General features: G+C 71.8%; 20 protein-coding genes. 15 read left to right on the top strand and 5 right to left on the bottom strand.

The window, feature by feature from the left end:
• Positions 1-12: 12 nt before the first annotated feature.
• Together AB0O28_RS00735 and AB0O28_RS00730 are read left to right on the top strand one after the other, a co-directional pair.
• Positions 13-741 (top strand): ABC transporter ATP-binding protein, encoded by a 729-nt coding sequence (locus tag AB0O28_RS00735; RefSeq protein ID WP_363634784.1) that lies wholly within the window; start codon positions 13-15, stop codon positions 739-741.
• A 102-nt stretch (positions 742-843) separates the two neighbouring features.
• Positions 844-1,578: an ABC transporter permease gene (locus AB0O28_RS00730; protein ID WP_363634782.1), complete on the top strand. Its 735-nt coding sequence runs from the start codon at positions 844-846 to the stop codon at positions 1,576-1,578.
• Positions 1,579-1,667: 89 nt separating this feature from the next.
• On the opposite strand, the gene AB0O28_RS00725 is transcribed toward AB0O28_RS00730, so the two are convergent.
• Positions 1,668-3,236 (bottom strand): alpha/beta hydrolase, encoded by a 1,569-nt coding sequence (locus AB0O28_RS00725; RefSeq protein ID WP_363634780.1) that lies wholly within the window; start codon positions 3,234-3,236, stop codon positions 1,668-1,670.
• Between the two features lie 222 nt (positions 3,237-3,458).
• Here AB0O28_RS00725 and proC point away from each other — a divergent pair, with 222 nt between their 5' ends.
• The 11 genes from proC to AB0O28_RS00670 all read left to right on the top strand — a co-directional run bounded on the left by proC (position 3,459) and on the right by AB0O28_RS00670 (position 13,773).
• Positions 3,459-4,253: a pyrroline-5-carboxylate reductase gene (gene proC, locus AB0O28_RS00720; RefSeq protein ID WP_363634778.1), complete on the top strand. Its 795-nt coding sequence runs from the start codon at positions 3,459-3,461 to the stop codon at positions 4,251-4,253.
• Between the two features lie 109 nt (positions 4,254-4,362).
• Positions 4,363-5,766, top strand: coding sequence for an HlyD family efflux transporter periplasmic adaptor subunit (locus tag AB0O28_RS00715; RefSeq protein ID WP_363634776.1), 1,404 nt, complete (start codon positions 4,363-4,365; stop codon positions 5,764-5,766).
• Positions 5,763-6,554 (top strand): ABC transporter ATP-binding protein, encoded by a 792-nt coding sequence (locus tag AB0O28_RS00710; RefSeq protein WP_363634774.1) that lies wholly within the window; start codon positions 5,763-5,765, stop codon positions 6,552-6,554. The genes AB0O28_RS00715 and AB0O28_RS00710 overlap by 4 nt, the downstream gene beginning before the upstream one ends.
• Before the next feature lie 10 nt (positions 6,555-6,564).
• Complete coding sequence (locus tag AB0O28_RS00705) at positions 6,565-7,749, top strand: ABC transporter permease (protein ID WP_363634772.1); 1,185 nt, start codon at positions 6,565-6,567, stop codon at positions 7,747-7,749.
• Between the two features lie 87 nt (positions 7,750-7,836).
• Entirely contained in the window at positions 7,837-9,000 is a 1,164-nt protein-coding gene (locus AB0O28_RS00700; protein WP_363634770.1) for an acetoin utilization protein AcuC, read from the top strand.
• A gap of 42 nt (positions 9,001-9,042) precedes the next feature.
• Positions 9,043-9,825, top strand: coding sequence for a phosphatase (locus AB0O28_RS00695; protein WP_363634768.1), 783 nt, complete (start codon positions 9,043-9,045; stop codon positions 9,823-9,825).
• A 312-nt stretch (positions 9,826-10,137) separates the two neighbouring features.
• Positions 10,138-10,341, top strand: a complete 204-nt coding sequence (locus AB0O28_RS00690; RefSeq protein WP_030456159.1) for a helix-turn-helix domain-containing protein — start codon at positions 10,138-10,140, stop codon at positions 10,339-10,341.
• 155 nt (positions 10,342-10,496) lie between these two features.
• Positions 10,497-10,595: an AURKAIP1/COX24 domain-containing protein gene (locus AB0O28_RS00685; RefSeq protein ID WP_018654693.1), complete on the top strand. Its 99-nt coding sequence runs from the start codon at positions 10,497-10,499 to the stop codon at positions 10,593-10,595.
• A gap of 41 nt (positions 10,596-10,636) precedes the next feature.
• Positions 10,637-11,698 carry an NAD-dependent epimerase/dehydratase family protein gene (locus AB0O28_RS00680; protein WP_363634765.1) on the top strand — a complete coding sequence of 354 codons (1,062 nt, stop codon included), beginning with the start codon at positions 10,637-10,639 and terminating at the stop codon, positions 11,696-11,698.
• Between the two features lie 5 nt (positions 11,699-11,703).
• Complete coding sequence (locus tag AB0O28_RS00675) at positions 11,704-12,594, top strand: lysophospholipid acyltransferase family protein (protein WP_363634763.1); 891 nt, start codon at positions 11,704-11,706, stop codon at positions 12,592-12,594.
• A 132-nt stretch (positions 12,595-12,726) separates the two neighbouring features.
• Complete coding sequence (locus tag AB0O28_RS00670; protein ID WP_363634761.1) at positions 12,727-13,773, top strand: alpha/beta hydrolase; 1,047 nt, start codon at positions 12,727-12,729, stop codon at positions 13,771-13,773.
• 7 nt (positions 13,774-13,780) lie between these two features.
• Here the strand turns inward: AB0O28_RS00670 and AB0O28_RS00665 are convergent, their stop codons facing one another.
• Positions 13,781-14,686, bottom strand: coding sequence for an Lrp/AsnC family transcriptional regulator (locus AB0O28_RS00665; RefSeq protein ID WP_363634759.1), 906 nt, complete (start codon positions 14,684-14,686; stop codon positions 13,781-13,783).
• Between the two features lie 157 nt (positions 14,687-14,843).
• On the opposite strand from AB0O28_RS00665, the gene AB0O28_RS00660 reads away from it, so the two are divergent.
• A complete protein-coding gene (locus AB0O28_RS00660) occupies positions 14,844-15,179 on the top strand; it encodes a hypothetical protein (RefSeq protein WP_363634757.1) in 336 nt (111 codons plus the stop codon).
• Here the strand turns inward: AB0O28_RS00660 and AB0O28_RS00655 are convergent, their stop codons facing one another.
• The 3 genes from AB0O28_RS00655 to AB0O28_RS00645 form a co-directional block, all read right to left on the bottom strand.
• On the bottom strand, positions 15,180-16,049 hold the full coding sequence (locus AB0O28_RS00655; protein ID WP_363634755.1) for an HAD-IB family hydrolase: 870 nt from the start codon (positions 16,047-16,049) through the stop codon (positions 15,180-15,182).
• Between the two features lie 66 nt (positions 16,050-16,115).
• The gene (locus AB0O28_RS00650) at positions 16,116-16,826 is read right to left on the bottom strand and encodes a DUF5667 domain-containing protein (RefSeq protein ID WP_363634753.1); all 711 of its coding nucleotides are present in this window, start codon (positions 16,824-16,826) and stop codon (positions 16,116-16,118) included.
• A gap of 155 nt (positions 16,827-16,981) precedes the next feature.
• Positions 16,982-17,521, bottom strand: a complete 540-nt coding sequence (locus AB0O28_RS00645; protein ID WP_363634751.1) for a sigma-70 family RNA polymerase sigma factor — start codon at positions 17,519-17,521, stop codon at positions 16,982-16,984.
• Between the two features lie 289 nt (positions 17,522-17,810).
• On the opposite strand from AB0O28_RS00645, the gene AB0O28_RS00640 reads away from it, so the two are divergent.
• Positions 17,811-19,442, top strand: a complete 1,632-nt coding sequence (locus AB0O28_RS00640; RefSeq protein WP_363634749.1) for a hypothetical protein — start codon at positions 17,811-17,813, stop codon at positions 19,440-19,442.
• The last annotated feature ends 110 nt before the right edge of the window (positions 19,443-19,552 follow it).

Here is a 19,552-nt window from a genome sequence, read left to right as displayed (position 1 = left end):
TAATTTCAACACATGATGAATTTATCGGGTCCCGCGATCGCCGTACGGGATCTGCGGGTGTCGAGAGGCGGGACCGAGGTCCTGCACGGCCTCTCCTTCGAAGTGCCGCGGGGGCAGGTCACCGGCCTGCTCGGGCCGAGCGGCTGCGGCAAGACGACGCTGATGCGCGCGATCGTCGGCGTCCAGACGGTGGCCGGCGGCGAGGTGCGCGTACTCGGCGAACCGGCCGGGAGCGCGGGCCTGCGGCGCAGGATCGGCTACTCCACCCAGAGCCCGGCCGTCTACCGCGACCTGACCGTGCTGGAGAACCTGCGTTACTTCGCGGCGGTGCTCGGAGCGCCGAAGGACGACCCCGAGCGGGTGCTGACGGAAGTGGGGCTCACCGGTGCCGCCCACAAGCTCGGGTCCACGCTCTCGGGCGGACAGCTGGGCCGCGCCGGGCTCGCCGTGGCCCTGCTCGGCCGTCCGGAACTGCTCGTGCTGGACGAGCCGACGGTCGGACTCGACCCCGTGCTGCGGCAGGAGCTGTGGGCGCTCTTCCGGCGCCTGGCCGAGGGCGGCGCCACGCTCCTGGTCTCCAGCCACGTCATGGACGAGGCCGCGCGGTGCGAGCGGCTCATCGTGCTGCGGCAGGGGGAGATCCTCGCCGACGACACCCCCGGCGGCCTGCGTGCTCACACGCGCACCACCGATCTGGAGGAGGCGTTCCTGCGCCTGATCGAGAAGAGGGCGGCGGCATGAGCAGGCGAAGCGGGCGAACCGACAGGCGCAGTGCGGTGCGCGGGGTGCTCGATTGCGCGCCTCCCGCGCGACCCGGCTCCGGGCCGAAGGCGAGGAGGTGACATGAGTATCGCGATCACCCTCGCCACCGCCCGGCGGATCATGAGTCAGCTTCACCACGACCGGCGCACGGTCGCGCTGATGGTGCTGGTGCCGACGCTGGTGATGATCCTGCTCTACTACGTGATCGACGACGCGCGGTCGTTCGGCCGCTGGGCGCCGATCCTGCTGTGTGTCTTCCCCTTCCTGGTGATGTTCCTCATCACGTCGATCGCGACCCTGCGCGAGCGTACGTCGGGGACGCTGGAGCGGCTCATGGCGATGCCGCTCGGCCGGCTCGACCTCCTCCTCGGGTACGGTCTCGCGTTCGGGCTGGCGGCGTGCGCCCAGGTGGCGCTCGCGCTGGCCGTCTCCCTCACCTGGCTGGGCCTGGACCTGCCCGGCCCGCTGTGGCCGCTGGTGCTCGTCGCTCTGCTCAACGCCCTGCTCGGCACCGCGCTCGGCCTGCTGTGCAGCGCGTTCGCCCGTACGGAGTTCCAGGCCGTGCAGTTCATGCCGATCGTCATGCTTCCCCAGATCCTGCTCGGAGGGATCCTCGTGCCTCGCGGCCAGATGGCGAGCGTGCTCGAATGGATCTCGGACGTGCTGCCCATGTCGTACGCGATCGAGGCGATGGGGCACGCGATCGCGGACTCCGGGCAGGGCGCCGAGTTCTGGCGCGACGTCGTCGTGGTGGCGGGGTCGGCCGTGCTCGCCCTCCTGCTCGGCGCCGCCACGCTGCGCCGGCGTACGCCGTGAGAACCCGTGCCCCGGCACCCCGCGTCCCGAGACCCGGAGAAGGCAGGGCCCCGGCCGGGAATCGGCCGGGGCCCGCGGGAGAGGGGGTGTCAGCGCTCGCCGGGCACCCAGTCGTCACCCTGCACGGGGACGGCCGACTGCAGCGCGGTCACCGGGGCGGGCGGAACGGGGTCGGGGAACGGCGCGCAGTGCGCGTCAGGCCCCGGCCGGCTCATCGGGAGCGTGCCGTCGGTCAGGTACGCCTTCCAGATGCCGTCGACGCACGCGTCGCCGCGGCCGGTCAGGCCGTGGTTGCCGCCGCCGTCCATGACCACCAGGCGTGAGTTCGGGAAGCGCCTGTGCATCTCGACCCCGCCCTCGTACGGCGTGGCGCCGTCCTTGGTGTCCTGGAAGATCAGCGCGTCCTTGACCCGGCGGCCGTCGATGTGCGGCTCGTGCCCGCCGCGCACGGGCCAGAAGGCGCACTGCGCGTTATACCAGGCGTTGCCCCAGCTCAGGAACGGCGCCTCGCGGTACGACAGCCACATGTCGCGGTGCCATCTCGCCCAGTCGCGCGGCCAGTTGGCGTCGGAGCACTCGACGGCCGAGTAGACGGCGAACCCGTTGTCGTCGCCGCTGGAGTCGCCGTACGTGCCGTAGGCGGCCAGCAGCGGGGCCGTCTCGCCGGCGGTGAAGTAGCGGGACAGCGCGTTCGCCAGGAGGGGCCAGCGGGTCTTGAGGTAGCCGCCCGCCAGATAGGTGTCGTCGAACTCGTCCGGCCCGACCCTGCCCTCGGCCGGGGTGTCCTTCAGCCTGGCGCGGGCCGTGTAGAACGCCTGCTCCACCTCCCTGGCCGTCGTGCCGAGGTGATAGGTGTCGTCGAATCTGGCGATCCAGGCGAAGAAGTCCTTGGCACGGCCCTCGAAGGCGCGGTTCTGGTCGATGTTGGCCTCGTACCACACCCGTGAGGGGTTGACGTTGCTGTCGAGCACCAGGCGGCGAACCCGGGAGGGGAACAGCGTCGCGTACGTCGCGCCGAGATAGGTGCCGTAGGAATAGCCGACGTAGCTGATCTGCTCCTGGCCGAGGGCCTTGCGGATCTGGTCCATGTCCGTGGCCGCGTCGGTCGTGGTCATGTTCTTCAGCAGGTCCCCGTAGGTCCTGCCGCACGCCTCGGCGTACGCGCGGGAGCGCTGGGCCCAGGCCAGCTCCTCGGTGATGGTGGAGGGCACGTAGTCGGGCCGTACCGGATCGGAGAAGTGTGGATCGCAGCTCAGCGAGGGCTCGCTGGAGCCGACGCCGCGCGGGTCGAAGCCGATCAGGTCGTACTGGGCGGCGAGGGCGGCGCCCAGCCGGCTCTCCATGACCGCGGGGTACGCCAGGCCGCCGGCGCCGGGTCCGCCGGGGTTGAACAGGAGCGCACCCTGGTAGTGAGCGGTGTCCGTCGCCTTCTTGCGGGAGACGGCGATCCTGATCGTCCGGCCCCGGGGGTGGGTGTAGTCGAGCGGGACCTCGACCGCCGCGCATTCGATGCCGCCGGGCAGGCCCTCGCACTGCGTCCACCGCGGCGCGGGCGGCGTGTAGTCGGAGGCCTGGGCCGCACCGGCCGCGGGTGGCGCGACCAGCGCTCCACTCAGACCCAGGCCGGCGATGGCCAGCGCTACGAGGATCTTCTTCACGTGAACCCCTTCGACGCCGACGGCCCCTTCGTTGAAACCGACTTATGGCATCTTGGGTAGATCATCCGGATAAAGACGGTGCAAAGCGACAGGCGTCGGCGGTTGGTTGCGAAACCGCAACATTTCCCGTCGCCGGATCTTGACGCCGGGTGTCGGAACCGCGCGTGCGGCGGGCCGGTAAGCTGCGTGGAGATCCCGGCCACGCCCAGAAGAGGTGCAGGAATGATCGCGATTCTCGGGACCGGAAAGATGGGCGAGGCCCTGCTCTCCGGGCTGGTACGCGCCGGTCTGCGACCGGACGAGATCATGGCCACGGCCCGCAGGCCCGAGCGCGCCGAGGCGCTGCGCGAGCGGTACGGCGTGCGCGTGGTGAGCAACGCCGAGGCCGCCAAGCTGGCCGAGACGCTGATCCTCGCCGTCAAGCCGCAGGACATGGACGCGCTGCTGACCGAGGTCTCCCCGCACGTGGCCGCCGACCGGCTGGTGATCTCGGCGGCCGCCGGCATCACGACCGCCTTCGTGGAGGCGAGGCTCGGGGACGGTGTGGCGGTCGTCAGGGTCATGTCGAACACGCCCGTCCTCGTGGACGAGGCCATGAGCGTGATCTCGGCCGGGGCGCACGCCTCGGAGGAGCACCTCAAGCGCACCGAGGCGCTGCTCAGCCCGGTGGGCAAGGTGCTGCGCATCCCCGAGAAGCAGCAGGACGCCGCCACCGCCCTGTCCGGCAGCGGCCCGGCCTACTTCTTCTACCTGGTCGAGGCCATGGTCGACGCCGGGATCCTGCTGGGCATGCCGCGGGCCGCCGCCCTCGACATGGTCACCCAGTCGATCGTCGGGGCGGCGATCATGCTGCGTGACTCGGGGGAGCACCCGGTGATCCTGCGTGAGGCCGTGACCTCACCGGGAGGCACCACGATCGCCGCCATCGCCGAGCTGGAGCGTCACAAGGTGCGGGCCGCGTTCCTCGACGCCATCGAGGCGGCGTGCGAGCGCAGCCGCCGTCTCGCCGCCGGCTGACGCACGGCGTCCCGGCGGCCGGGCGGCGTTCGCGGCTCGCGCCCAGGCCGCCATGCGGTGATCGAAATGTGCCCGATCACTCGTTGACCGTTCCTTTACCATTGGCCGGGTGACGCCTCGTCGCGGGATCGTCCCGCTTCTCGCCGTCCTGCTCGCCGCCGGGTGCTCGTCGACCGAACCTCCGAAAGCCCAGGTGGCGACGGTCACCAAGACCACCGTCAGCGAGGTCGTCGAGGCCCCGGCGACGGTCGGCGCGCGTGCGACGGCCACGTTGACCGCCCCCGCATCCGGCACGGTCGCCCGTCTGTACGTCCAGGACGGCGACACGGTGAAAAAGGGCCAGATCATCGCCAAGATCAGCTCTCCCCAGGCCAAGCGGCAGCTGTCGGCCGCGCGGAAGGCCGACAGCCAGGCCGCCCGTCCCGTGTCCTTCGGCGGCGCTCCGGTGAGCGTACGGCTGCCGCGCCTGCGGCTGCCGGCCTCGTTCGACGCGAAGGTCGCCACGTCCTTCGCCCGGGCCAGGAAGGCGGCCAGGTCGGTCGGCGACCGCACGGTCAGGGCCCGGCTGCTGGCCGCGATCGACGCCGCGGAGAAGCGCCAGAGGGCCGAGCGGCGGGCGCTCGGGGCGGTGCTCGACGGGCTCACCCGTTCGATTGACCAGACGCTGTCGCAGGTGAGCGGCCAGGTGAGCGCGGGGATGAGCGGGCTGAGCGCGTCCATGGCGTCGCTGCGGGCGGCGTCGAGGTCCCAGACCAGAGCGGCCGTGCGCGCGGCGGAGCAGACCGTGGACGCCTTGGTCGTCAAGGCGCCCTTCGGCGGGATCGTCACGCTCGGCGGCGCTTCCTCCGCCGGCGGCGCCGCCGGTCTCGACGCGCTGGTCTCGCAGCTGCCGGCCGGGTTGTCCGGCCTGACGGGGGCGGGCCAGGCGGGAGCCGCCGCGGCCGCCCCCGCGGGCCGTTCCGGCGGGACGATCGCCACCGGCGTTCCGGTGGCCGCGGGTGATCCGATCGTCACCGTGACCGACGTGTCCGTGCTCACGCTGTCCGCCGATGTGGACGAGACCGACGTGCTGCTGGTCCGCAAGGGCACGCCCGCCGAGGTCGAGTTCGACGCGGTGACCGGCGGGACGTACACCGCCACCGTGACCGGCGTCGGGGTCGCCCCCAAGGAGGGCGCGACCGGCGGGGTCAGCTATCCCGTACGGCTGCGCCTGGGGCGGGGCTCCTACGACGACGGCGGCGCGGCCCCCGCGCCCAAACCCGGGATGAGCGCCGTGGTGCGGCTCGCCGTACGGCGGTCGGAGAACGCCACCGCCGTGCCCGCTTCGGCGGTCGTCACGAGCGGCCGGGAGATGATCGTGTGGGCGGAGCACGGCGGGAAGGCCGAACGGCGGGTCGTCCGGCTGGGCGCGCAGGGCGACGCGGTCGTGGAGATTCTGAGCGGGGTGTCCCCCGGCGAGCGCGTGGTGGTCAGGGGCGCCGACACCGTGCGCCCCGGCCAGTCTCTGACGTGAGCCGCGACGACGGCCCCGGCACGCCCGCCACGCGGCCGATGCCGGGACCGGCATCGGGACCGGCCGGGGCGCCCGCCACACGGCCGGCACCTGAGCCGATCGGGGCGGCGGCGCCGGCGTTCGAGGCGATCGGCCTCACCCGCTCCTACCGGCTGGACGGCGGGGTGCTTGTCGACGCGCTGCGCGGGGTGGACCTGCGCATCGGGCAGGGGGAGTTCGCGGCGATCGTGGGCCCGTCGGGCTCGGGCAAGTCCACGCTGATGCACCTGCTCGGCTGCCTCGACCGGCCGACCTCCGGCACGCTGCGGGTGAACGGCGTGGACGTGGCGACGCTCGACGACTCCGGGCTGGCCGACCTGCGCAACCGCACGATCGGCTTCGTGTTCCAGTCCTTCCACCTGCTGGCCCGCACGTCCGCGCTCGACAACGTGGCGCTGCCTCTGGTCTACCGGGGCGTGTCCCGGGCCGAGCGCCGGGAGCGGGCCAGGGCGGCGCTGGAGGCGGTCGGGCTCGGCCACCGGCTCACCCACCGGCCGTCCCAGATGTCCGGCGGCGAGCAGCAGCGGGTGGCCGTAGCCCGCGCGCTGGTGGGCGACCCCCGGGTGGTGCTGGCCGACGAACCCACCGGCAACCTCGACACCCGCAACGGCGAGGAGGTGATGAGCCTGCTCGAACGGCTCAACGAGGGCGGCGTCGCCGTCGTCCTCGTCACCCACGACGCCGAGGTCGCCGCCCGGGCCCGGCGTCAGATCCACGTACGGGACGGTCGGGTGGAGCTCGACAGATGAGGACCCTGTCATGAAGACGGCCGAGGCGTTGCGCATGGCGGTGGACGCGCTGCGGGTCAACCGGCTGCGCAGCACGCTGACCATGCTCGGCGTGATCATCGGCGTGCTCTCGGTCGTGATCCTCGTCGCCATCGGCACCGGGGCCAAGAACGCCGTCGAGCAGGAGATCGCGGGGCTCGGCAGCAACATCATCCTCGTGGTTCCCGGCCAGGTGGGGCTGGGCGCGGCCCCCACGCAGAGCCGCCTCGACCTGGCCGACGTCGCGTACGTGCGGCGCATGGTCGGCGACCCGTCGAAGGTGACGGTGGCGGTGAACTCCGGCGAGCCGGTCCGGGTGGGCCGCGTGGAGGTGTTCGCCACGCTGACCGGGACCGACGAGAACATGCCGCACGTCTTCGACCGGCCGCTGCGCCGAGGGCGCTACCTCAGCGAGACCGACGTGGACACGCGGCGGCGGGTGGTGATCCTCGGCGCGGAGGTCGCGGCCAAGCTGTTCGGGGACGTCGATCCGATCGGCCGCCAGGTCACGATCGCCGGGGTGCGGTTCCGGGTGATCGGCGTCTACGAGACCGTCGGAGCCACGTTCGGGGTGGCGCGGGACCAGGAGGTGCATCTGCCGGTCACCACCGCCCAGCGGCTGCTCGGGCTGCCGAGGATCAACGGCATCGCCGTCGGCGCCTCCGGCCCGGACGAGATCGAACCGCTGCGGCAGCGGGTCGTGGCCGCGCTGGGCGCTCGCTACCCGGGCGAGAAGTTCTCGGCCGTCACGCAGACCCAGCTGCTCGGCACGATCGGCACGGTCCTCGGCATGCTGACCGGCGTGCTGGCCGCGATCGCGGGGATCTCCCTGCTGGTGGGGGGCGTCGGGGTGTCCAACATCATGCTGGTCAGCGTCAGGGAGCGGACCAAGGAGATCGGCCTGCGCAAGGCCCTCGGCGCCAGAGGCCGGGACGTCCTCGGCCAGTTCCTGATCGAGGCCGTGCTGCTGACCACGATCGGCGGCGCGATCGGCATCCTGACCGGGGTCGGCGGGGCGCTGCTGATCCAGGCGGTCTCGCCGGTGCCCGCGTCGATCACCTGGTGGTCGATCGTGCTCGCCTTCGGGGTCTCCGCGGCCGTGGGCGTGTTCTTCGGCGTGGCCCCCGCCCGGCGGGCGGCCAGGCTCGATCCCGTCGTCGCGCTGCGTACGGACTGATCGGCGTACGGACTGATCGGGCCACGGACTGACGGGCTGTGACGCCCGGGTGGACGCCTGTCACCGATCGTGCGATAGCGTCACGGCATGAGTCAGGCGGTGCGGGTCGTCTGGGACGACGCTCTGGTTTCATACGATTTCGGGCCCGGCCATCCGCTCGCGCCCGTACGCGTCGAGCTCACCATGGCGCTCGCGCGCGATCTGGGCGTGCTCGACGCCGCCGCGACGATCGGCTGCCTCCCCGCCACCGAGGACGAGATCGCGCTGGTGCACGACCGCGACTACATCGAGGCGGTCAAGACCGTCTCCAAGGACGGCCGTCCGGACCTGCGCTACGGACTCGGCACCGAGGACAACCCCGCCTTCGTGGGTGTCCATGAGGCGTCCGCCCTGGTCACGGGCGCGACGCTGGCCGCCGCGAGGGCGGTGTGGTCGGGCGGGGCCGAGCACGCGGTCAACGTCGCGGGCGGGCTGCATCACGCCATGCCCGGCGCCGCCAGCGGCTTCTGCGTCTACAACGACCCGGCCGTCGCCATCGCGTGGCTGCTGTCGCAGGGCGCGACCAGGATCGCGTACGTGGACGTGGACGTGCACCACGGCGACGGCGTTCAGGCGGCGTTCTACAACGACCCGAGAGTGCTCACGATCAGCCTGCACGAGAGCCCGCGCACGTTGTTTCCCGGCACCGGTTTTCCCGAGGAGACCGGCGCGGAGGGCACCGCGGTCAACGTGGCCCTGCCGGCCGGGTGCGGCGACACCGGCTGGCTGCGCGCCTTCCACGCGGTGGTCCCGCCGCTGCTGCGCGCGTTCGCGCCACAGATCCTGGTCACCCAGCAGGGCTGTGACAGCCACGCCCTCGACCCGCTGGCCCATCTCATGCTCAGTGTGGACGGCCAGCGCATGGCCTACGCGGAGCTGCACCGGCTGGCCCACGAGACCGCCGGCGGCCGGTGGATCGCGGTGGGCGGCGGTGGATACGAACTGGTCCAGGTCGTGCCGCGGGCGTGGACCCATCTGATCGCCGAGGCGCTGGGGCGCCCCGTCGAACCGTCGACCGCCACACCGGCGACCTGGCGGACGTACGTGCGGGAGCGCACCGGGGAGATACCGCCTTTGACCATGACAGACGGCCGTCATCCGCAGTGGCGGGACATCTCGGGAGGATACGATCCAGCGGACGCCGTCGACCGTGCCGTCATCGCGACCAGGAAGGCGGTGTTCCCCTTCCACGGGCTGGACCCCATGCCCTGAGAAGGACGGAATCACGCCGAGCCGAGGAGCGCTGTACCTGTCGTGACCGCACCACCACCCTCTCGAGCCGAACTGCGCGATCACCTCGTCCGGACCGCCATCGCGGGTGACGTGGCGACAAGTCGTGAGAACAACCTCGATCACTACCGGTCGCTCGCGCTGCGCGACCCGCACTACCTGTTCGGGCTCACCTTCGAGGGCGAGTGGTCCTACCACGAGGTGCTGGCGCTCATGGCCGCCAAGGCGGGCGTGGTGGCCGATCCCGGACATCGCGAGGGCCCCGACACCATCGACCCCGAGCGGACCATCGACGCCGTCGAGGAGATGGGCGAGCGCATCGCCAAGGTCCTGCGGCGGGGTTCGCCCCGGATCGTGGTCGCCACCGGCCACCCGACCGGTCTGCTCACCATGCACCTCGCGCTGGCACGGTTCCTCGCGGAGAACGGGGCGACGCTGCTGCTTCCCGCCGAAGGGTGGACGTACGTCGGCGGTCTCGGCCGCCGCAGGCGGATCCGCTACCTCGACGGCGTGGCGATGCTGGAGGACCGGGGCACGTTCGTGCACACCCACGACGCGGCGCCGATGGAGGCGATGCTGGCCGAGGAGCGGCCCGACCTCGTGATCGCCGACCACGGCTGGGCGGGAGCCGCGGGCGAGGCCGGGGTCGAGACCGTGGGCTTCGCCGACAGCAACGACCCGGCGCTGTTCGTGGGCGAGGCCGAGGGGAAGATCGCCGTCACCGTTCCCCTGGACGACAATGTGCTGCCGCGCTTCTACGCTCCGTTGACGGCGTACCTGCTCGCGCAGGTCTCCCGTAGCCTCTGACTCCCCTTCCGGACCTCCCAAACCGGGCATTTCGCGCCCACTTTTGGGGCTCTGTGCCGACCGTTTGCCAACTTTTTCGTGTGCCTGGGCGACTCTGATGTGAGAGAAGTTGGTCCGTTCCAGGATTGGGGCGAGGGGCACGGCCCGGCTGCTGCCAGCAATTTTTCCGGTTTTGACGGCACTTGGCTCTGATGACTGGTGGAATGAGGGGTTTGCCTAGTCGGAGTCCGGACTTACGCTGACGGCAGTACACGTGCGTGAGCAATGGCACCAGTGGGGATAACCCGGAAACACGTGCGGAAGAGGCGTCCGATGGGTGCAGGCGAAAGACCTCTCAGCGAGGTGAAGTTCTTGACGGTGGCCGAGGTGGCGACCGTCATGCGGGTGTCCAAGATGACCGTGTACCGGCTCGTGCACTCGGGGGAGTTACCGGCCATCCGTGTCGGCCGGTCCTTCAGAGTGCCTGAGCAGGCGGTGCACGACTACTTGCGGGACGCGTTCATCGAAGCGGGATGAACCGCCCCGGAGGTCATGCTTGACGGCGGCGTGGCCGACTCCCTGCCGACGCGGGGTCCCCCGGGGGAGCGATCTACCACGGATCGCCGGTAGTCTGTTGAGCCGGTGTGCGCTCGCGCGCCGGTTTGACAGACACACCTTCACCTGGGGGTCCCGTGGGCTCTGTGATCAAGAAGCGCCGTAAGCGCATGGCCAAGAAGAAGCACCGCAAGCTGCTGAAGAAGACCCGTATCCAGCGGCGTAACAAGAAGTAGCCGAGACGGAGCGCGCACCGGTCCCCAGGGACCGGGCGACCGTGAACACGCACATCCCCGGCGAGGCGTCGATGACTCGTACTGTGCTTGTCACCGGTGTCTCCGGTCACATCGGCGCTCGTGTGGCGATCGCGCTCGCGGCCGATCCGGAGGTCGACCGGGTTATCGGCGTGGACACGGCACCGCCGCCATCCCCGGCCGGGGAGGACGGCGCGGTGCTCGGCCGCACCGAGTTCGTGCGGGTCGCGTTGCGCAGTCCCGACCTGGGCAAGGTCATCAGGGACGCCGACGTCGACACCGTCGTGCACCTCAGTCTGGTCAGCGGCCCCGGCGTCGAGTCGGGCGGCCGGCCGGCCATGAAGGAGCACAACGTCATCGGGACGATGCAGCTGCTCGCGGCGTGTCAGCGCTCCGCCACGGTGCGCCGAGTGGTCGTGCGGTCCACCACGGCCGTGTACGGCTCCTCGCCGCACGCTCCGGCCGTGTTCACCGAGGACACCATGCCGGTCGAGGCGTCCCATCACGGCTACGCCAGGGACGCCACAGAGGTCGAGACCTACGTGCGGGGCTTCGCCCGGCGCAGACCCGACGTGACGACGACGACGTTGCGGTTCGCCACCCTCATGGGACCGACCGTCGACTCGCCCCTGACGCGGTACTTCTCCCAGCCGGTGCTGCCCACCGTGCTGGGCTTCGACCCCCGGCTGCAGTTCGTCCACGAGGACGACGCGGTCGAGGTGCTGTGCCGTACGTCACGGGCCGACCACCCGGGAGTGTTCAACGTCGCGGGCGACGGCGTGCTGCTGCTGTCCCAGTGCGTGCGGCGGACGGGCCGGCCGGTGATCCCGATGCCGTCTCCCGCCTTCCGCCTGGTCAGCGGGCTCGCCCGGGGAGCGCGGCTGGTGGACTTCTCACCCGAGCAGCTGTCGCTCATGAGCCACGGCCGCGCGGTGGACACCACCAGGCTCGCCGCCGAGCTCGGCTGGCGGCCGAAGTACAGCACGGCGGCCGCGTTCGACGACTTCCTCCGATCACGTGGCGGCCCCGGCGAGCTGCCGCGCGCCGTGGTCGACTGGCTGACCGAGGTCGTGACGAAACGGTGACCGGCATGGACGACTTCCGCGACTGGCGCCCGGATGGGAGCCCATATGGGGGCACGGCCGACGAACGGCTCGCCGAGCTGTTCGCCTTCCTGCGCCGCAGGGTGACCGGCGACTACGAGATCGACGAGTTCGGCTTCGACCCCGAGCTCAACGACACGGTGCTGCTGGAGGCGGTGCGTCCGCTCTACCGGCACTGGTTCAGGGTCGAGGTCCTCGGGCTCGGCAACGTGCCGCCCGACCGAGGCGCGCTGATCGTGGCCAACCACTCCGGCACGCTGCCCGTGGACGCGCTGATGCTGCAGGTCGCGGTGCACGACGAGCTGGGCAGACCGCTGCGCCTGCTCGGTGCGCACCTGGTCTACCAGCTGCCCGTGCTCGGGCACCTGGCCCGCAAGTCCGGTCACACGCTCGCCTGCCGGGAGGACGCCGACCGGCTGCTGCGCAAGGGCGAGGTCGTCGGTGTCTTCCCCGAGGGCTTCAAAGGCCTCGGCAAGCCGTTCTCCGAGCGCTACAAGCTCCAGCGGTTCGGCCGGGGCGGGTTCGTCGCGTCGGCGATCAGAGCCGGCGTGCCGATCGTGCCGTGCGCCATCGTGGGGGCGGAGGAGATCTATCCAAAGATCGGCGACAGCCCGTCGCTCGCCCGGCTGCTCGGCCTGCCCTACCTGCCGATCACACCGCTTTTCCCCTGGCTCGGGCCGCTCGGCCTGCTCCCGCTGCCGTCCAAGTGGCTGATCGAGTTCGGCGAGCCGATCCGGACCGACGAGTACGACCCGGAGGAGGCCGACGACCCCATGCTGGTCTTCGACCTGACCGACCGGATCCGGGAGAGCATGCAGGCGCAGCTCGACGCCCTGCGGCTGCGCCGGGGGCCCGCGTTTCCGTCGATCATGATGTGACGACGAGGCGTCCGCCGCTTCGGCGCACCGCGACATCGTTCCGCAAGGGCGTCCGGGCATCGTCGAGACCCGGTCCGGCAAAGCGACCTACTGGTCGGTATGGTGTGCTCACTCTCACCCCGGAGGAGCACCATGAGCAAGGGGCGGAAGGCCGCCCTCGCCGGGCTCGCCCTCGGCCTGGCGATCGGTACCGCGCGACGGGTCCAGGGCAGGCGGACGCAGGCCAGGAAGGCCGCGCAGGCTCTGGACCGCGCGCCCGTACGCCGGACGACGGTCATGACCGAGGACGGGGTGCGCCTCGCCGTCGAGATCGACGACCATCCCGAGCCCCGGTGCGCCGTCGTCTTCGCGCACGGCTGGCTGATGAACCGGCACTGCTGGCAGCTCCAGCGCGAGGCTCTGGCCGGCCTGGGCACGCTGATCCTCTACGACCAGCGCGGGCACGGCGACTCCACGGCCGGGGCACTGGACGCGTGCACGATCGACCGGCTGGGCGACGACCTGGCCGCCGTCATCGAGGCCTCCGTGCCGGAGGGGCTGCCGGTCGTCCTCGTCGGGCACTCGATGGGCGGCGTGACGATCATGGCGCTCGCGGAGCGGCATCCCGCCCTGGTCGAGTCGCGGGTGGCCGGTGCGGCGCTGCTCAGCACCTCATCCGGCGGGCTCGACGCGAGCACCTTCGGCCTTCCCGGGCCGCTCGGGCGGCTGGCTCCCCGCGTCGCCACCTCGATGTTCGAGAACATGCTGACCCGCGCCGCGGTCATCGACGGGCGACCGCGGTTGAAGGGCTGGACGAATTCGCCGGTGACGCGCTACGTCGCGTTCGGCAGGGGAGCGAGCCGCCGGCACATCCGGCTCGTCAACGCGATGGCCTCGGCGACCCCGACGGAGGTCATGGTCGGGTTCTTCCGGGACTTCCGGGTGCACGACAAGTTCGCCGCGCTGAAGGCGCTCCGGCGCATCGAGACGCTGGTCATGGTGGGTGAGCGGGATCGGCTCACCCCCCTCGTCCACAGCCGCCGCATCGCCGAGGCGCTGCCGAATGCCCGGTTCGTGCGAATTCCCGATGCCGGGCACATGATCGGCTTCGAACGCCCCAGGCTGGTGCACCGGGAGCTGACCGGCCTGATCGAGCGGGCCGTGCCGAGCCGGCCGGTCCGGGGCCGGTCCGGGGCCTGACCGCCGTTCAGGCGCGTGCCGCGCGGAATCCCGGCCGCGCGGCCACGGGCGTGAGGTGTCCGGCCGCCTTGAGCGTGTGCAGGACGGGGGCGGTCTCCAGGGTGCGGAACTGGTCGAGCGTGCCGAGCCGCCGGGTGAGGTAGCGGTGCAAATCGGCGGGTCCGGCGCAGAGCGCATGGGCGAGCAGGTTGGTGGCGCCGGTGGTGGCCGCGACGACGGCGAGCTCGTCGTGGGTGGCCAGGGTGGCCGCGACCTGGTCCAGATGCGCGGGCGCGACGGCCATCCACAGCAGGGCCTGGGCGGTGACGCCGTAGCCGGCGACGTCGACCTCGACGTCGAAGAAGATCGTCCCGCCGTCGCGCAGCTCGGACAGACGGCGCGCCACGGTGGCCGGAGACCAGCCGGTGGCCGCGGCGAGTTCGGCGTAGCCGGCCCGGCCGTCGTGACGCAGGACGTCGATCAGGGCGCGGTCGCCGTCCGTCAGGCTCACCCGGTCGCGGGTGCCCGATGCGGCGGCCGGCCTTGCGAGTGCCCGTCGCTGCTCGTCGCTGAGGGTTCGCAGCCGTCCACGCCAGGCGGTCGGACCGCCCAGACAGGTGTGGAGCAGCAGGTGCGCCGAGACGGCCGTGATCCCGGACGTACGCGGGATGTCGTGCAGCAGCAACGACCGTGACAGGCGGCCGTCGTCCTCCGCGTGGACGATCGCGAAGATCTCGGTGCCTCCGGAGGCCAGTTCGACCCAGGAGGTGTCTGGGCGCCGGGCCAGCGCGTACGCCAGAGCCTGAGACGCAGCGGGGGTCGTGGTGAGCCGCGAAATCCGCGAATTCGGCGTCCTTGCTGGAAGCTCGCCATCCGTACGCCCCAGGCTGCTGCGTGCCCACGAACGACCCGGAAGGACACGCCATGCCCGCACTGGAGGACACCGCCGTAGCGACGGCGTATCGACGGAGGTGGGCGGCCCTGGTCGCGCTGCTGGTCGCCGAGGCGATGAATCTGCTGGACGCCACGATCGCGACGGTGGTCGCGCCCGTGATCCACCGCGATTTCGGCGGCGCCGAGTCCGACATCCAGTGGTTCAGCGCCGCCTACACCCTGCCCTTCGCCGTGCTGCTGGTGCCCGGCGGCCGCTTGGGCGATCTCGCCGGGCGCACGAGACCGGTTCCGCCGCCGGCCTGCTCAACGCCGTCCAGCAGTTCGGTGGCACCCTCGGCGTCGCCGTTCTCGGCACCGCGTTCCTCCACAGGTTCACCGCGGACGTCCGGGCGCACGCCGATGCGGGCAGCGCCGCCCTGGGGGCGATCCGGCTCACGTTGGAGATCGCCGCCGCGCTCGTCGCCGTCACGGCCGTCACGGCCGCGTTCATGGGCGTACGCGAGGCGCCCGCGGGCAGGCGACCGATCGGTTGATCAGAGGGCCGAGCGGTAGTGGCGGCGCAGGGCGATCCCGGCGGCGACGCCGCCCGCGATGGCCCCCGCGGTCGCGGCGATCGGCAGGCCGATCATCGTCGCCTTCCTGCCCGTGCGGAAGTCGCGGATCTCCCAGCCGCTCTCCCTGGCGTGCTCGCGCAGTTCGCTGTCGGGGTTGATGGCGTGTGGGTGCCCCACCAGGGAGAGCATCGGCAGGTCGTTGGCCGAGTCGCTGTAGGCCGAGCAGCGGGCGAGGTCGAGGCCCTCGCGGCGCGCCAGCGCCCGGACGGCCTCGGCCTTGGCGGGGCCGTGCAACAGGTCGCCGACGAGCCTTCCGGTGTAGGCGCCGTCGGCGGTTTCGGCGACCGTGCCGAGCGCACCGGTGAGCCCGAGCCGCTGCGCGATGACCCGGGCCAGCTCGACCGGTGTGGCGGTGACCAGCCACACGCGCTGCCCGGCGTCCAGGTGCGCCTGGGCCAGCGCGCGGGTGCCCTGCCACACGCGATCGGCCATCACGTCGTCGTAGATCTCCTCGCCCAGCCGGACGACCTCGTCCACCTTCAGTCCGGCGACGAAGGCGAGGGCCATCTCCTTGGCCTTGGCGATGTGCTCGGGGTTCTCGTTGCCCCGCACGCGAAACCACGCCTGCCCGAGCGCGAACTTCATGAGGTCACGGCTGGTGAACAGGCCGCGTGCCGCCAGACCCCGGGCGAAGTGGTAGATCGAGGCGCCCCGCATCATGGTGTTGTCGACGTCGAAGAACGCCGCCGCGGTGACATCGGGGACGACCTCGGGGGCGGACACCGCCGCGGCGGCCGCCACCTCGCCGGCGATTTCCGCCGCTTCCCGCCGTCGCAATAGCCGCCTCATGGCTCATCAGCTTAACCGCCGTGCGGCGCCCGGAACGGGACCAGGGGGTGAGCGGGACATGACGTGTCAACGGCCGGAACCCGTGAACGACTCGATATAACTCAGGTATTGGTTGGCCTTATCGCGATTTTCCCGGTCGAGCTTCGGAAGTAGCGGTTCCACCAGATTGCGCTGCTCACGGGCGAATTCGCGCGCCTCGCCCGAGGTGCGTCCCGGCCGGGCCACCCGGCTGAGCGCGGCCCTGGTGGTCGTCTCCATGTCGTCGAGCGTCTGCGCGATCAGCCGGCCGCGGTCCGGGGCGGACGCGCCCACCAGCGAGGCGGTCTCGGCCGCCCGCTGCCGCGCCGCGACCATCTGCCGCTTCGCCAGCTCCTCATCGTCGTACGCGAGGTCGAGCACCGTCGACTCCGCCAGCCTCTTCAGCGGGTACAGCGCCTCGCCGGGCACCGAGTGGTAGATCCGCACACCGGCGCCGAACATCCCCGCCAGCAGTACGCAGAAGACCAGCAGGGGGCACAGCCGTACGAGCAGGGACCTGCGGGGCCGGGGCCGCGCGGGTGCGGCCGCGGGGGGCGCCGCGTGCTTTCCCGCCGCGTGCCTGCCGGCGGCGCGCTCGGCGGCATGGGCGCGCATCAGGTCGGCCCGCAGCCTCTCGCGGAACTCCGGTCTCGGGCCGCCGCCCAGCAGAGAGCGCAGGCCGCCCACGCGCGCGGCGACACCGCGGGTACGGGCCGCCGACCGGCCGCCCGCGCGGCGCGAGGGTCGCCACCAGCCCATCACGCTCCCGCCATCCCCGCTTGACGCCGAGTGGAATCCCCTCGCGGGGCCGCTCGGAAGCGTTTCATCACCTTCCGGACGGCCCGCGACAACCGCCTGAAGATCCGACCTGCCACATGCCCAACGATGGGGTATGGGAAATGGTTACGGGCGTTTCAGCCGAGATCCTCAGGAAGCGCCCGGGCGAGGGCCCTGATCGCCCGGAACTGGAGCGCCTTGATCGCCCCGGCCTTCTTGCCCATGATCTTCGCCGTCTCGGCGAGCGACATCCCGTGCAGGAAGCGCAGGATCACGCATTCCTGCTGCTCGGCGCCGAGTTGCTTGATCGCCAGCATGACCCGCTCGTTGACCATGTTCGTGACGACCGCGTTCTCGGGGATGTGCGGGCCGTCCAGGGGGGTGTCGAGTATCTCGGCCGTGGTCACCTCGAGGCGGTTGCGGCCCGACTTGAAGTGGTCGGTGACGAGGTTGCGGGCGATCGTGACCAGCCAGGCGCCGAAGTCGCGGCCCTGCCAGGTGAATTCGGCGATGCCCCGCAGCGCCCGCAGGAACGTCTCGCTCGTGAGGTCCTCGGCCAGCGCGTGACTGCCGACCCGGAAGTAGACGTACCGGTAGATCAGTTCCAGGTAGTGGTCGTAGAGCATGCCGAACGCCTCGCTGTCGCCGGTCTTGGCGCGCAGCACGAGACTTCGCATCTCGTCGTGCTCGTGCTCCCGGTCGGAGAGACCGGTGGAGTGCGCGGGTCGCGCTGCTCCTGCGGTGGCCGGAGGAGAAAGCCCGGCCAACGGCCACGTGTTCGGCATCCGTTATCCCATGGGGGAAGGGGAGTCGGCGTGCTCGAACACTCTAGAAATCAACGGGAGATAACACAATCCGTTCGGATGGAGGAATCGCGTTCGGCAGGGAAGACACGGATGACGACATCGCCGGACCGGGTGACCGGCTACCGGTGGGAAGCCGATGTCCGGCAGCATGGGTGCCACCATGGAAGTCCTCGTCGCTCTCCTCGCGTTCGCCGGCGCTCTGCTCGCCGGCATCACCACCGGCGTTCTCGTCGGGCGTCTCCGGGACGAGCCGGCCGGTTGGCTGATCGCGTGGAGCATCGCCACGGGCGCGCTGACGTTGTCGCTCGGCGCCATCGCCGTCGGTCACCTCACCGGGTTCGGGCCCGTGACGTTCCGGGCCTACCAGATCACCGGCTCGCTGCTGGCGCCGCTGTGGCTGGCGGTCGGTGTCGTCCAGCTCCTCGCGGAGAGGGGCGGCGCCCGCTTCGCCGGATGGCTCCTCGGCGCCGCGTTCACGGTTGTGGGCACGGTCATCATGGTGCTCGACCCCGTCGTCACCGCCGGGTTCGGCAAATCCCTCCCTGACGGGCCGGCGCATTGGGACCTGTGGCCGGAGTGGCTGCTGCGGGGCGTCCACGGCCTGGTGGTCTTCCTTCTCCTGCTCTGTCTCGTCATGGCGGTGATGGCCTGGCGTGACGGCGACGAGTACGACGTCGACAACATGAACGCGACCGTCGTGCTCGCCCCGGCGGGAATGGCGATCTCTGGTGTGCTCGAATTCGGGCTTCCGGGGCTGGTCGTCGTCGCGGTGCTGGCCGCCTCCGCCGGAGGCGTCTGGTATGCCGTGGCCCGCCCGCTCGCGCCGTACGACGACGAGGGTGAGGACGAGGAGCCCGCGGAGGAGGAGTGGCAGGGGCGGCGCGGCGGCCGGGCCGACAGCGCGATGCGTGCCGAGACCCGCGTGCCCTCCGCGCCCTCGGGGCCGCCGGTGCCGCCGGTGCCGCCGCGCGGGGCCCCGGGCGGCCGCCCCGGCGGGCCGGGTGCGGCGCCCCCCGGCGTTCCGGGAGCGGCAGGGGCGCCGGGAGCGCCGCGACGCTCCGGGCTCGGAGATCTGGTGGCCGAATACCGGGCGGGGGAGCAGGGCGAGGTCGACTACGCCGCCCGCATGCGGCCCTCCGACGGCCGTCCGCCCGCCGACGACTTCGGCGGGCCCGCGACCGGTCAGCTTCTCGCCGCTGACGAGTACGGCCAGCCCCGCCGGCCCGAGTACGGCATGCCCGCGGCGCCGCCGGCCGAGCCCGACCGGGCGATGCCCGCCACCGGGGCCCTCTATCCCGGGGCGGAGGTCCCCGACCCGGCCGACCTGGCGGCGAGTTTCGGCGTGGGCTTCGGCGGCAGGTCGCGGCCGGCCATGAGCCGTCAGGGCGGCGGGCAGGGCGGCGGGCAGGGCGGTGGGCAGGCGGACCGTCCGGCCGGTCAGGGGAGCTCGGTGAAGCCGGCCCCCGGCATCTACGGCCTGCTGACCGTCTTCACGCTGCTCGACGGCACGGGTGAGGCGTTCGACAAGCTGGCCGAGGAGACGGTGGAGGCCGTCCAGCGCAACGAGCCCGACACGCTGCTGTTCGTCTGCCACGGCGTCAAGTCGGCCCCGCTCCAGCGCATCGTCTACGAGCTCTACCGCGACGAGGTCGGCTACGGCGAGCACCAGCGGCAGCCGCACATGGAGCGGTTCGCGACCGAGCGGGTGAGGTACGTGCTGGCGGCCAACGTCATCGAGCTCACCGTCAACGCCGCCAAGGTGGCCCCCCTCCCCACCCGCCAAGTCCTCTAGATCATGAGGGGGTCTCGCACAGGGCGGCGGTGACCCCAGAGGACACCGCCGCAGGGCGGCGGCGTGCTCATCAGCCCCAGGCCGTAGCCGGCCATGTAAGGCGATCCCGC

This window comes from Microbispora sp. NPDC088329 (genome assembly GCF_040685655.1).
GTDB lineage: Bacteria > Actinomycetota > Actinomycetes > Streptosporangiales > Streptosporangiaceae > Microbispora.
This window is presented reverse-complemented; position numbering and strand designations above follow the sequence as displayed.